Origin of the sequence: Lactobacillus sp. RTP31084st1_F9_RTP31084_210423 (assembly GCF_040919545.1) — a bacterium.
Lineage (GTDB): Bacteria > Bacillota > Bacilli > Lactobacillales > Lactobacillaceae > Lactobacillus > Lactobacillus paragasseri.
This window is the reverse complement of sequence record NZ_JBCOVH010000001.1, coordinates 439,814-453,546: the sequence shown is the minus strand read 5'-3', so window position 1 is coordinate 453,546 and position 13,733 is coordinate 439,814. Positions and strand designations below refer to the sequence as shown.

Genomic DNA, 13,733 nt, shown 5'->3' with positions numbered 1-13,733 from the left:
TGCAATCGCCTTTTTGATATATTGGTATTTTATAAATGTATATCACAGCTAATTTTTCAAACACTTATTAACCCACTTAATAAAGTTGGTTTCGTTATTTCCAGTTCTTTCAGCTTCAGTATGTCCTTGACCCCAAACCGTAGCAAAGTTAACACTTTTAACCTGACTATCTTGCTTTAAAGCTAAAGCTAAGTTAGTTTCAACAGTTAATGCAGTATCGCCCTGATTAATACCAGTTCTAATCCTCCAGTATTTAGCTACTTTAGTCGTATTATAGCCCTTGTAGTAATCAGACAAGTAATACATTGGATTATACATGTTTAATCTTGTAGTCATCGTGTTTCCTTGAGCATCTTTTTGCTTTAAATCTGATGCAAAGGCACTAGCATAACTAGATTTGTAATTCTTTAATTTAGCATATTTACCTGCATTTTCACTAAGTAAATTACTCATCGTAGAATCAAAGTGGCCATTTTTTCTCGTAGTTGTTGCAAACAAATTATTTTCGGTTTGTTGACGAGTAAGTCCATCAAAAGCTCCAACATCCTTTGAGGCTTCTTTACAATGAGTCACAAAAGCTTTCAAACTAGTGATTTTGGCAGTATTAGTTTTAGCGTTATATTTTACCCAAGTGCCGTTCTTATTCAAAGACTTAATGTAACTTTGAACGGTCTTATATGTTTTACCACTACTTTGTGAACCACCTGGTGCGCCAGCGCCACCATTTGGCATGCTACCACTTGGCTTCTTGCCGCTTGGTTTACTATTATTACCATTCTTCATGTTATTGCTTGGTGCACCACTCGGTTTTTGACCTGATGGCTTAGAACCAGATTGTTGTGCAGCTCCACTTGGACCATTCATTGAAGTAGCTGTATATGGGAACTTAGTATCCTTCAAGAAATTATTAAGCGACTGCTCTACTTCTGCCTTTAAATATTCGGCATAAGTCCCTGAAGTATAGATACCTGAGCTTGACTTCTTTAAGGTAAGTTTTTGGTTCTTACTATCCTTTAAACCAAGTTTATTAATGTATTCAGCATACTTTTTAGCCATATCGTTTGATAAAGCCTTGGTAAAGGTGCCAGAGGCACGTGTTCCACTAGTTGAATACTGTCCCATATTCCATTCGTAAGCTTCATTAGCAGTATCTAAACTAGTAATTGGACACCATGACATCGCACCTTCAGTTGCATCGCTTGTAGCCTTTCCAGAAGTAGTAGCAAGCGGTGCCCCGATTGCCTTCAAATATTTAATGTAAGCCTTACTATTTCCGGAACTACCTACAATAGCACTTTGAGCACCACCACCACTGTGGCCAAAAGTGAAAATACGATTAGTGTTTCCAGCTATTCTATTTTCATTCAAACGCAAAGTTCTAATAGCTGCCTTCAAATCAGTAACACCCCATGGTGAAGATCCGTTAGAACTATCAGTTTGGTTTAAACCACGGTAACCAGCAAGAACATAGATAAATCCTGCCTTAGTAAACTTGGCTGAACCAGATTCATAACCAGTTGGTGCTTGCTGTGCGGAATAGCCTGGCGTATTAATTGGCATTACAATTGGCGCAGTTGACGCAGTATAACCATTTACTTTCTTATTAGTATTAATTGAGATCTTATAGGTATTAGTACCAGATTTTTTGGCATTTACATAAGCTGCTGGAATATAAATTCCCATTGATTCATAAGAACTCTTAGTCTTAGTACCGTATTTAACGTTTACTTGATAGTAAACCTTGTTTTTAGCGTTATAGTGCCATTTACTTGAATTAATTAGGAGCTTTTTAGCGTTACTAATGTCGCTATTAGATACTTGATACTTAGTTGCCTTAGCAACAACTTTACTAGTATTAGCTGAAGAAGAATTATTATTGGTGGCGCTTGTTTGACAAGCAGTAAGTAAGGTTAAAGAGGTAAGCACCATTCCTCCTAGCAAAATTACTCTTCTTTTTCCTTTCATAATCAAGATCCTTTCTATAAATAAAACTAATATTTATGGAATACTAATTGGCTCTATTTTGATAAAAAACACTATGCTTAGCAATTCTTTTTTTGGATAGTTCAATTCCAAAAGAGAATATTATTTAACTAAGTAATTCCAAAAATCGCTGGCTATCTTAGTAGCTTGGTTAGGTTGTCGCACGCAAACTAATCTGGTAGAAAAAGCTGGCTTAATCGGTACATAAGTTACATCTTTCGCTTTTTCAGGAGCATGCATGAGAATACTAATTCCTTCATTATTCTTAACTAGATTTAAGATCGATTTTATGTTGTGGCTGGCAAAAGAAAATTGAGGTTCAAACCCACTTTCTCGGCAAAGGTCAAATACTGTGTGATATAACATCTCTTCACCTGAATAGAAGACAAAGTTTTCATTCTTTAAATCAGCTAGTTTTAAAGATTTTTTTGTAGCTAAAGGATGTTCATAATTTAGACAAGCACAGAAAGATTCATGATCAACTGTAAATTCCTCAAAATCGGATTTATAGCCATACGTAGTTCTTACAAAAGCAAAATCCAATTTACCCTGCTGGAATAAATTTGTTAAATAGTTTATTTCACCTTCTTTAATAATTATTCTCAAATTTGGGTTCTGTCTTTTAAAGTTACTTATTTGATCAAAAAAAGAATAATTCCAAAAAGTCGGTAAAACACCAATAATAATCTTATCGTCCCGATCCTGAAGACAGTTTCTCAAATCAGACAAAGCTTGATCGTTCAATTTGATTATTTTTTGAGCAGCTGGAAAAAGAATTTTGGCGTACTCCGTCATTCTTATTTGACGCTTTGCCCTGATAAATAGTTCACAGTTCAGTTCTCTTTCAAGTGATTTAATTTGTTTTGACACACTACTTTGGTTTATAAACAAATTTGCTGCAGTTTTTGAAAAACTCAAAGTAGAAGCCAATTCTACAAAAGTTTTTAATTTATTAATTTCCATAATTATCTTCCTTTTAGGCTTTAAATCCAATAAAGGAAATTATTCTAAATGAATCAAGATAAATAAGCTTGTTTTAGAAAAAGCCAAACTAATTAATTTTTTTATAAACATATAAAGAGGCGATTGCATAAGATTTAAGATGCAATCGCCTTTTTACTATATTTAAAAGAATAATTTACTCATGATAATCATGAAAATCATCAAACAAGTTGAACTAATTGCCGCAGCACCAAAAACTGTGCCACCGCGCTTAAAGATCACATTGAAGTTAACTGAAATTCCAAGCGCAGCCATTGCCATTCCTAAGAATACGTATGCTGCTTGAACCAAACTATCCAAAACTACTGGCGGAAATGGTAAGAATGTTCCTAAAACACTAGTTAAGATGAAACCACCTAAGAACCATGGAATTGGCAATTTTTTAGGTGCTTGCGTGTGATCCGCTGCACTCTCTTTAACTAGTCTTCGCTGATACCAGTAACCAACAATCAGGGCAACAGGCGCTAAAAGTAAAACACGAGAAAGTTTCATAATCAAGGCGCTATCTAAACTAGCTTCGCCAAATGCATTTCCAGCTGCAACAGCGTGAGCAATTTCATGTAGAGATCCACCAGCTACAATTCCAAACTGTGAATCAGTCAATCCCAGCATTGGCTTGATCACAATTTCAAGTAATGTAAAGACTGTTCCCATTACACAAACTACTGCAACCGCAAGAACTTCGTTTTCTCTTTTACGCTCTTCATCGCGGCTTTCAATTTGAGGAGAAACACCCATTACTGCAGCTGCTCCGCAAATACCAGTACCACAAGCAGATAGAACTGCTAATTCATCTTCTGCCCCAAATTTTTTACTTAACCAATAAGTTAAAACAATCGTACCGCTAACACCTAACATTGCCACTAAAATAGTCTTAATGCCAGCATCAGCTAACTTGGTTAGATTAAGCCTAAAGCCTAGTAAAATAATTCCTAGTCTCAAGAACTTATTAGAAATAAATCCAATTCCGGGTGCTGCCTCTTCTCTAACCCCTACTGGTAAAACCTGTAAAGATATTCCTAGTAGCAGTGCAATTACTAATGCACCGATTAAATTAAGATATGGCAATTTAGCAATAAAAATTCCAGCAACAGAACAGATTAAGGTCATTACTGCTGCTAGACCGAATGATCTACTTTTAACAATACTTATCAATAAAAAATACCTCCAGTTTAATTGCCTATTCCAACCCAGGAAAATTTACGGAATCTGCAATTTTGTAGTGTTATAAATTGATTCTCTCTAGAAAGCGAAATTTTATAGATACTATATTATCGGATTTTAAACTGAAAGTAAATTAATATGCTCATTAAATCACAATTATTTTAACTGATATAAAAAGGATGAAAGCTTAAATCGTACTTTCATCCTTCAATTTTGTGAGATTGTTCATAAAGTCTTTAAGATCAATCACTGTTTCAAAAGTGATAAAAAATAGTAATGCCTTAATCCATGATCGACTAAGTAAGAAAAAGAAGATGACTATTATTACCATGAAGCCAATAGCCATAAACAAAGCTAAAAAAGTCATCCCTGCACCAAACGAATTCATAATTTCCTTAAGACTGCTTGGCTCATTTTTAACTAATAATGACAAGGCGCGATATTGCTTGCTACTTCTGATTCTAAAAGAAAGTATGGTAAAGATCATTGCGATGATAATCATTAAAGAACCCAGCAATTGAAATGACATACTCATCGCTGGCTGTCTAAAAATAAGTATTCCACCAACAATTAAAAATAAATCAGCAATCAAGTTATAACGCAGACGCTTATGTTCTAATTTGGCAAAAATTAAATCGTTTGAATCCATAATTCATATCCTTTAATAGTTTCGTTATTATCAGTATACTGGCTAAATTAAAAATGACCAAGAGCAATTTTAACTCTTGGCCACTTTAATTTCTATTACCGCCCTTTGTGGACTGTGTCATTTTCAACTGGAATAGCCTGACTTTTCATATCTATCACAACATATAAAAGACTAATTAAACCAGCTATTACTAATAATTGGGACATACTAGGACTCCTCTCTTGGAATCTTCCCCCACTAATTATCTTAAAGGTGCGCAATGACTTTTCAAAACAAAAAGACTTGCGTCGCTGGTGTTAAGGAAATCCAGATCCAGTAAAAAGTTATCGTTATTACAGCTAAATAGGACATAATAGTTAAAAATTTTTCAAAACAGCCACCAACTTTATAATGAAACGGTGACTTTTTCTTTTTCTTATAAAATGGAGCTAACCACTCTACTCCCTGTTTACTGAAACTATCTTGAATTAAATGCAAAAAATAGCCAATTACTAGACCAAACCAAAGTGCACTCCAGTAATTCTGCGAAGTTAAATTATTAATCCGAATAGGGATAAATTTATTCATTAAATAATATAAACCACCAGAAAAAATTGCCCAACCAAGAAAAGAATGTGTAATCCCGCGATGTCTAAGGAAAAGGCTGAAGTTAATTACTGATTTCTTACTTGCTGAACTGTTGTATTCGTCAATGTCAGGTAAAGAAGCACCGATTGCAGTTGCAGCTAGAATAATAATGTTGTTAACTGGATCAATTAACAAGCGATTCGTTAACAATAAACTTAATTCGACGATTGCAATACTGCAAATCCGATGCGACTTAGTCAGCACTTCTTTTCACCCTCTCTATAGAACATACATTCTATTGTACCAAACTTCGCACCAGAATGGGAACTTGTATATCGCAAGGCAGGAAAAAACGTCCAGCTTTTTACACTGGACGTTTAAAATACACCAATCAAGGCAATACTTCACATAATTATTTTACTTTAATCAATACTTTCTTTCATTATCTTGCTAAATTCTGCTAATCTTGCATCATCTGGCTTAGCAAGTAAGACATACTTCTCACGCAATTGCTTACCATCCCTGAGCAAAAATAATTTCTGCACCTGATCGTCATCTACATGACTTGCAGTCATTTCATTCATTATTAAGTAACCTGACCCAGATTCAACCATCAAAATTGCTTCACCTAAAGTTTCAACTGCAATCAGATCGTTCTTTATTCTCAAAATGTCTTTTAGATAATGATACTCGCTCTTCTCATCTGCTACTGAAGCAACCATAATACACGGCACATTTTTCAACTCATCTAATTCAACAGTTTGCTGATACTTATTAAAATTACCTGCCTGAACTAAGGCAAGTAAGGCAATCTCACTTACTGAATAGCTTGCAAGCGCTTGATAAATGTCATTTCTAGAATTAACTAAGACTGCATCTACTTCACCATTTTGAATCTTAGCTTCAATCTCATCATAGCCAACTGGTTCTAAATCAATTTTTTCATTTTCATGTAAAGTCTGCCACTTAGATGACGCCTGTTCTAATTCATGTCTACCCAAATTCTTTAGATATCCGATTTTCATTTTTTCACCTATATACAAAATAAGACTTTGATCTCTCAACCAAAGTCTTAAATCTTTAATTACTTAGCCTTATCGTGGAAAGCCATTGTAAAACCATTCTCCCAAACTTCGTTTGGAGCAATGTGATTCATTCCACGCTTGTGCTCTAATTGACCATCACTATCTAAGGTGTCTGCAATACCCCACCATGGTTCAATACATATGTAATTACCAGATTTAGGATATTGTGACCATAAACCAACAAATGGCGCATTTTCCATTTTAACGTTGATATGATAATCACTTTTATCAGTTCTAATAGAAATCTTATTAGGTTGCTTTAATTCAAAGACCCAAGCATCATCCTTAAATAATTCATCACTAATTTCAAACAGTGAATCTGTTGCAAGCAATGAACGATTATCCCAGTCAAGGTAAGGTGCCTTCAATGGAATCTTCACATGATCCATGGATGGGGCAAATTTGAAGTAATAATCATTCTTAGTCAAACCATTATCAGTTGGTAAATTAAAGCCAGGGTGGCCACCGATACCAAAGATCATTTCCTTAGTATCTGTATTAGTTACCGTAAAGTGTTCTGACAACAAGTTATTGACTAAGCTGTAAGTTACTCTTAACTCAAAATCAAATGGATACATTTTTTTAGTATCTTCATTAGAAGTCAGAAGAAAAACAATGTGCTTATCGTCTTGTTCTTCAACAGTAAACTTCGAATCTCTTGCAAAACCATGTTGTCCCATATGATAAGTCTTACCATCATAAGTATATTGATCGTCCTTTAAGCGACCAACTACAGGGAACAAAACTGGCGCATGACGACCCCAAATTTTAGGATCAGCTTGCCAAATATATTCTCGACCACTGTTTACATCTTTAACGCTTTGGATTTCAGCACCCTGATCAGAAAGCGTTACTGTTAAAAAATTATTTTTTAATTGATAATCCATAATTTAACTTCTCTTTATCTACTAAAATTACAAAATAAATTTTGTTAAGTCCTTATTGATAATTATATCACTCAATTTTTGGTCAACATACTTCTGAGTAATAGTAATTTCGCCCACATTCATATCTGGACCCTCGTAAAGAACATCTTCAAGCAATTTTTCTAAGATAGTTGCTAAACGACGAGCACCAATGTTATCAGTACCTTGATTTACTTCAAAGGCGATTTGAGCAATACGGTCAATTGCTTCTTGAGTGAAGACCAGCTTAATACCGTCAGCTTTAAGAAGTGCAATATATTGCTTCAAAAGTGAGTTTTGAGGATCCTTCAAAATTTTAACAAAATCTTCTTGAGTTAAGGCGTTTAACTCAACCCGAATTGGAAAACGACCTTGCAATTCTGGAATTAAATCGCTTGGCTTACTTTCAGCAAAAGCTCCAGCTGCAATAAAGAGAATGTGGTCAGTTGAAACAGGGCCATACTTAGTTGAAACAGTTGATCCTTCAACAATTGGCAAGATATCTCTTTGGACACCTTCACGAGAAACTTCACCAGAAGTCTTCTTGTTGCCAGCGGTAATCTTATCAATTTCATCGATAAAGATAATTCCATTTTGCTGAGTCCGTTCAATTGCGCGTTGGTAGAGAGAATCGTAATTAATTAACTTCTTAGATTCTTCTTGGATTAAAATTTCACGTGCATCCGATACCTTCAAAGTACGCTTAACAGTCTTCTTAGGCATTAAATCTCCCATCAAGCTCGACATATCAATTCCCATTTGGCCCATCATGTCGCCCATTGGGTTAACCTTAGGTGCTTGTTCAACTTCAATTGTTACTTCACGATTTTCAAGTAAGCCCTTATTAAGTTGATCAGCTACGCTAAGACGTTCATTTCGAATATCATCAGTTACTTCTTCATTATCTTGAGCTTGGTTCATGTTGAAGTTGCCAGAAAGCATCTGCATCATTTGCTGCATTGAATTTTCACGGTTTTCACGCTTAATGCCTGGAACGATTAACTTAACTAAGCGGTTATTTGCCTTCTTAGTTGCTTGTACTTTAACACGGTCGAATTGTTCTTTTTCTTCCATGCGAACGGCTTCTTCAACTAAGTCACGCACCATTGATTCAACATCGCGTCCAACGTAACCTACTTCAGTAAACTTAGTCGCTTCAACTTTTACAAAAGGTAAGTCAACAATTTTAGCTAAACGACGTGCAATTTCAGTTTTACCAACACCAGTAGGACCAGCCATTAACATATTCTTTGGGGTAATATCTTGTTGCATCTGCTTAGGTAGCTGCAAACGACGGTAGCGATTATATAAAGCTACAGCAACAGATTTTTTAGCTTCGTTTTGGCCAATAATATATTTATCAAGTAATTCTACAATTTGTTTTGGAGTTTTTTCTTCAGTCAAAATATTTCACCTAGATTTCATCAGTAGTAATGTGGTCATCAGTAAAGACATCAATTCCAGAAGCAATCTTAACTGCTTCTTTGGCAATTTCACTCGCACTCATGCCACTACTATGGCGAGTCATCGCAATTGCTGCTGCTTGTGCAAAATTACCACCCGAACCAATTGCTACCACATCTTCGTCTGGTTCAAGAACTTCACCATTACCAGAAATTAATAATAAATCTTTGTCATTAAAGGCAATTACCATCGCTTGCAATTTAGCTAAAGTTGGATCTTTTCTCCAGCTTTGTGCCATTTCTACAGCTGCTCTACGTAAATCGCCTGAGTATGTTTCAAGCTTTCCTTCAAGCATATCTTGCAAGCTAACTGCATCTGCAACTCCGCCGGCAAAGCCAATTACTACTTGATCGTGATAAATTCTTCTGATCTTTTTAGCAGTTGCCTTAGCGATTACCTTTTCACCTAAAGTAACTTGACCATCACCTGCGATGGCGGTTTGATTGTTGTATCTAACAGAACAAATTGTTGTCATATATTATGCCTCGTCTTTCTTATCTTTTCTTGGGAAAAATTTTTGATAATCTGCTTGTAAATGCTTCATCGTAACATGAGTATAAATCTGCGTCGTAGATAAAGATTCATGTCCCAACAATTCCTGGACACTTCTCAGGTCCGCTCCATTATTGAGCATTTCAGTTGCAAAAGAGTGTCTAAGCATGTGGGGATGAACCTTGCCGCCAACTCCAGCTTTAATGAACACTTGCTGCATAATGTATTCAATCCCGCGTCCAGTTAGCTTCTGTCCGCGATTATTCAAAAATACATAGCCTAAATCTTCATTTTGACCAAGAAGAGCTGGTCGAACATCATCACGATATTCCTTTAAAGCATCAAGTGCATCTTTTCCAAAAGGAACATAGCGATCTTTATTACCCTTCCCATGAACTAAGATAATTTTTAAATCAAAATCAATCTGATCTAGCTTCAAAGATGCCATCTCACTTAGCCGCATCCCAGTCGCATAAAAAAGCTCAAACATGGCGCGATTTCTCACTACCAACCTGTCATGCCCCACAAGACTATCAAAGACTTGGCGCATCTCTTTTTCGTAGAAAAACTGTGGTAGTTTCTTTTCGCCCAATCTTAAGCTAATTGTCTGCATGGGATCATTTTCTAACACTTCTCGCTTAACGAGAAAGCGATAAAAAGATCTCAAACTCGACATCTTACGCGCTTGAGTTGTTCTAGACCTATTCTGTGTAGCTAAATTTTGTAAGAAAATTTCAACATCGCGACTTTTAACTTTATCCCAGCCGCTAAAGCCACCATTTTCTTTAAAAAATTGCTTCGCTTCATCTAGATCGTTTAAGTAAGAGCTTACAGTATTTTTACTATAATTACGTTCATAGTTCAAGTAATCTTGGAATTGTTTGATTAACTTATCATTTTCTTTAGACATTATTAATCAAGCTTCTTTTCTTCCTTAAAGGCTTCAAGATCTCTCAATGCTCGCTTAGAAATTTCCAGGTGTCTTTCCTGCTTATTTCTAACCTTATAATCTAGTTTTGGTAATAATGCATAAGATGCATTCATTGGCTGGAAGTGCTTAGCACTAGTAGTTGTGATGTAATGAGCCATCGATCCTAAAGCTGTTGACTTAGGAAATACTAATGTTTCTTCGCCTATGGCTTCTCTTGCTGCATTGATCCCAGCAATTAAACCAGAACCTGCACTTTCTACATAACCTTCTACCCCCGTCATTTGTCCCGCAAAAAATAGACCAGCTTGTTTTCTAGCTTCATAATTTGCATTTAAAACTTCAGGACTAGCAATGTAAGTGTTGCGGTGCATTTTACCATAACGGACGAATTTTGCATTTTCAAGACCTGGAATCATTGAAAAGACTCTCTTTTGTTCGCCATATTTTAAATGAGTTTGGAAACCAACAATGTTGTACATCGTGCTTGCCGCATTATCTTGACGTAGTTGCACAACTGCATATGGAGTCTTTCCTGTCTTAGGATCTTCTAAACCAACAGGCTTAAGTGGCCCAAAGAGCATTGTTTTTTCTCCTCTTTTTGCCATAACTTCAATTGGCATGCAGCCTTCAAAGACATTTTTATCTTCAAAGCCATGCAAAGTAGCAGCTTCTGCACTAACTAAGTTTTTATAGAAATTATAGAATTCTTCCTTAGTCATTGGACAGTTCAAGTAAGCTGCTTCACCTTTGTCATAGCGAGATTTCTTATAAACGATGTCACGATCAATTGAGCTTGCAGCTACAATAGGCGCAGCCGCATCAAAGAAATGAAGTGAATCAGTACCACAAAATTCCTTAATCTGTTCTGCCAATGTATCTGAAGTGAGTGGTCCAGTCGCAATAATGGTTATCCCGTCTTTTGGGATCTTAGTAATCTCTTCTTCATGAACGCGCAAATTCGGCAAGTCCTTTAGAGTTTTTGTAACCACTGAACTAAACTTATCCCGATCAACTGCTAAAGCTCCGCCCGCAGGCACAGCTGTTTCATCAGCAGCCTTCATAATTAAAGAATCAAGCTGACGCATTTCCTCTTTTAACAAACCAACGGCGTTTGAAAGTTGGTTTGATCTCATTGAATTAGTACATACTAATTCGGCAAAATTTGCAGTTTCATGAGCAGGTGTGTTTTTCTTTGGTCGCATTTCATATAAATCTACTTCAATGCCACGCTTAGCCAATTGCCATGCAGCTTCACTTCCTGCAAGGCCTCCGCCAATTACGGTTACATTTTTTACCATGCAATCTTTCCTTTCTGCTCGACTCTTTCAAGTCTATATAAAAATGATATCATTAAACCGCTTTCGTTTTAATGATATCATTGATTTTTATAATAATTTAATTTTCTTCTGGTTCTTCACGATAATCGCCGTTTGGACAAAGAATAACTAGTCCCTTCTTGTTCTTCTTTTGAACTAAGAAATGACCATCATTTGGACAATTACGACCAATTGGTTGATCCCAAGATACAAAGTCACAATCTGGATAACGAGAGCAACCATAGAACTTGCGATTACGTTTAGACTTCTTTTCAATAACTTCTCCCTTACCACACTTAGGACAAGTTACACCAACCTTTTTAACAATTGGCTTAGTATTACGGCAATCCGGGAAGCGTGAGCAAGCATAAAACTTACCATAACGTCCCATCTTAATTACCATCGGTGCACCACAAATGTCACAATTAAAGCCAGCTGGTTCATCCTTAATTTGAACTTTTTCAATTTGTTGATCAGCCTTGTCTAATTCTTTAGAAAATGGCTTGTAGTATTCATCTACGACTTTGATCCAGTTCTTTTTGCCTACTTCAACGCCATCAAGATCATCTTCTAGTTGAGCAGTAAAGTCAACGTTAACTATATCTGGGAAAAATTCTTCGATTAATTTATCAACGATTTCACCTAGTTCAGTAGGCACAATTGATCTTCCCTCAAGTTTTACGTAATAACGTTTTTGAATCGTATCAATTGTTGGTGCATAAGTTGATGGACGACCAACGCCATTTTCTTCAAGAGCTCTAACTAAACTAGCTTCAGTGTATCTTGCAGGGGGCTGAGTAAAGTGCTGACGGTCATCAGTCTTCTTAAGCTTAACCTTATCGCCTTCGTTTAACTCAGGCAATTCATTATTCTTTTCCTTTTGGTTATCGTAAACCTTAGTAAAACCAGCAAACTTAAGTTTTGACCCAGTTGTTCTAAAGGTGACACCATTTTGTTCAATATCTGCTCTTACAGTGTCGTAAACAGCTGGTGTCATTTGACTAGCAATAAATCTTGACCAAATTAAAGTGTAGAGGCGATATTCTTCAGTTGTTAGATATTCTTTAACTGAAGCTGGTGTCCTAAAAGCTGAAGTTGGACGAATTGCTTCATGGGCGTCCTGAGCATCAGCATCGTTTTTAAAGTGTTGCGGCTTGATTGCTGCATAATTTGCACCATATTCTTCATGGATAAATTTTGAAGCTTCATGCTTAGCAACATTAGCAATACGCTTAGAATCAGTACGCATATAAGTGATTAAACCAACTGATCCCTTACCAAGGTTGACCCCTTCATAAAGAGATTGAGCAATTCTCATTGTTCGACGAGTACGATATCCTAAACGCTTGTTGGCTTCTTGCTGCATAGTTGAAGTAGTAAAAGGAGCAGCAGGCTGACGTCTTCTTTCTTTCTTAACTACTTTGGTAACTTCAAAGTTCTTACGTTTATCAATCTGTTTTAAGATATCCTGAACTGCTTCATTATTTGGTAAGTCTTGCTTTTTACCCTTAATGCCATAAAAGGCACCCTTGAATTTTTCCTTACCCTTTTCAAAATCAGCATCAATTGTCCAGTATTCTTCTGGCTTAAAGTTCTTAATCTCGTTTTCACGGTCAATTACTAACTTCAAGGCAATTGATTGAACACGTCCAGCAGACAAGCCCTTCTTAACTTTTTGCCACAAGATAGGGCTGATTGAATAACCAACCAAGCGGTCAAGAACACGCCGTGCTTGTTGAGCATCGACAATATCCATATCAATGGTTCTAGGATTCTTAAAGGCATTTTTAACCGCATCTTTAGTAATTTCGTTAAAAGCAACGCGGTTGTGCTCTTTAGGATCTAAGTTTAAAGCATGAGCTACGTGCCAAGCAATAGCTTCTCCTTCACGATCGGGGTCGGAAGCGAGATAAACATACTTTGCTTTTTTAGCTTCGCTCTTTAATTCTTTAATCGTATCGCCTTTTCCGCGAATGGAAATATACTTTGGTTCATAGTCGTGTTCGACGTCAACTCCCATTTGGGACTTAGGTAAATCGCGAATATGACCTTTTGAGGCGATAACATGATAATTTCTACCTAAATATTTTTCAATTGTCTTAGCCTTATGTGGAGACTCGACAATAACTAAATTCTTTTTATATTTTCGTTTAGTAGGCATAAAATGCCCCTTCC

12 protein-coding genes are annotated in these 13,733 nt (G+C 36.2%); all 12 read right to left on the bottom strand.

Features of this window, described 5'->3' with window-relative positions:
- Window positions 1–48: 48 nt before the first annotated feature.
- A complete protein-coding gene (locus tag AB5359_RS02310) occupies window positions 49–1,965 on the bottom strand; it encodes a subtype A tannase (RefSeq protein ID WP_065425547.1) in 1,917 nt (638 codons plus the stop codon).
- A 120-nt stretch (window positions 1,966–2,085) separates the two neighbouring features.
- Window positions 2,086–2,946 (bottom strand): LysR family transcriptional regulator, encoded by an 861-nt coding sequence (locus AB5359_RS02305; RefSeq protein WP_048686625.1) that lies wholly within the window; start codon window positions 2,944–2,946, stop codon window positions 2,086–2,088.
- Between the two features lie 162 nt (window positions 2,947–3,108).
- Complete coding sequence (locus AB5359_RS02300) at window positions 3,109–4,140, bottom strand: YeiH family protein (protein ID WP_048686623.1); 1,032 nt, start codon at window positions 4,138–4,140, stop codon at window positions 3,109–3,111.
- Window positions 4,141–4,336: 196 nt separating this feature from the next.
- Window positions 4,337–4,798, bottom strand: a complete 462-nt coding sequence (locus tag AB5359_RS02295; protein ID WP_003648742.1) for a hypothetical protein — start codon at window positions 4,796–4,798, stop codon at window positions 4,337–4,339.
- Between the two features lie 267 nt (window positions 4,799–5,065).
- Window positions 5,066–5,629 (bottom strand): metal-dependent hydrolase, encoded by a 564-nt coding sequence (locus tag AB5359_RS02290; protein WP_003648741.1) that lies wholly within the window; start codon window positions 5,627–5,629, stop codon window positions 5,066–5,068.
- A 158-nt stretch (window positions 5,630–5,787) separates the two neighbouring features.
- Window positions 5,788–6,390 (bottom strand): LysR substrate-binding domain-containing protein, encoded by a 603-nt coding sequence (locus tag AB5359_RS02285; protein ID WP_048686621.1) that lies wholly within the window; start codon window positions 6,388–6,390, stop codon window positions 5,788–5,790.
- A gap of 59 nt (window positions 6,391–6,449) precedes the next feature.
- Window positions 6,450–7,337, bottom strand: a complete 888-nt coding sequence (locus AB5359_RS02280; protein WP_020807000.1) for an aldose 1-epimerase family protein — start codon at window positions 7,335–7,337, stop codon at window positions 6,450–6,452.
- A gap of 27 nt (window positions 7,338–7,364) precedes the next feature.
- Window positions 7,365–8,759, bottom strand: a complete 1,395-nt coding sequence (gene hslU / locus AB5359_RS02275; protein ID WP_368280123.1) for an ATP-dependent protease ATPase subunit HslU — start codon at window positions 8,757–8,759, stop codon at window positions 7,365–7,367.
- A 10-nt stretch (window positions 8,760–8,769) separates the two neighbouring features.
- Window positions 8,770–9,294, bottom strand: a complete 525-nt coding sequence (gene hslV, locus AB5359_RS02270; RefSeq protein ID WP_003647372.1) for an ATP-dependent protease subunit HslV — start codon at window positions 9,292–9,294, stop codon at window positions 8,770–8,772.
- Window positions 9,295–9,297: 3 nt separating this feature from the next.
- Window positions 9,298–10,221, bottom strand: coding sequence for a tyrosine recombinase XerC (xerC, locus tag AB5359_RS02265; RefSeq protein ID WP_003648737.1), 924 nt, complete (start codon window positions 10,219–10,221; stop codon window positions 9,298–9,300).
- A gap of 2 nt (window positions 10,222–10,223) precedes the next feature.
- Window positions 10,224–11,540, bottom strand: a complete 1,317-nt coding sequence (trmFO, locus tag AB5359_RS02260) for a methylenetetrahydrofolate--tRNA-(uracil(54)-C(5))-methyltransferase (FADH(2)-oxidizing) TrmFO (RefSeq protein WP_368280126.1) — start codon at window positions 11,538–11,540, stop codon at window positions 10,224–10,226.
- Between the two features lie 97 nt (window positions 11,541–11,637).
- Window positions 11,638–13,719 (bottom strand): type I DNA topoisomerase, encoded by a 2,082-nt coding sequence (gene topA, locus AB5359_RS02255; protein ID WP_048686614.1) that lies wholly within the window; start codon window positions 13,717–13,719, stop codon window positions 11,638–11,640.
- Window positions 13,720–13,733 lie beyond the last annotated feature (14 nt).

Coding starts and splice junctions, on each gene's coding strand:
- AB5359_RS02280 (WP_020807000.1), bottom strand. CDS start 7,337: ATGGATTATCAATTAAAAAATAATTTTTTAACAGTAACGCTTTCTGAT.
- AB5359_RS02310 (WP_065425547.1), bottom strand. CDS start 1,965: ATGAAAGGAAAAAGAAGAGTAATTTTGCTAGGAGGAATGGTGCTTACC.
- AB5359_RS02285 (WP_048686621.1), bottom strand. CDS start 6,390: ATGAAAATCGGATATCTAAAGAATTTGGGTAGACATGAATTAGAACAG.
- xerC (WP_003648737.1), bottom strand. CDS start 10,221: ATGTCTAAAGAAAATGATAAGTTAATCAAACAATTCCAAGATTACTTG.
- topA (WP_048686614.1), bottom strand. CDS start 13,719: ATGCCTACTAAACGAAAATATAAAAAGAATTTAGTTATTGTCGAGTCT.
- AB5359_RS02305 (WP_048686625.1), bottom strand. CDS start 2,946: ATGGAAATTAATAAATTAAAAACTTTTGTAGAATTGGCTTCTACTTTG.
- hslV (WP_003647372.1), bottom strand. CDS start 9,294: ATGACAACAATTTGTTCTGTTAGATACAACAATCAAACCGCCATCGCA.
- trmFO (WP_368280126.1), bottom strand. CDS start 11,540: ATGGTAAAAAATGTAACCGTAATTGGCGGAGGCCTTGCAGGAAGTGAA.
- AB5359_RS02295 (WP_003648742.1), bottom strand. CDS start 4,798: ATGGATTCAAACGATTTAATTTTTGCCAAATTAGAACATAAGCGTCTG.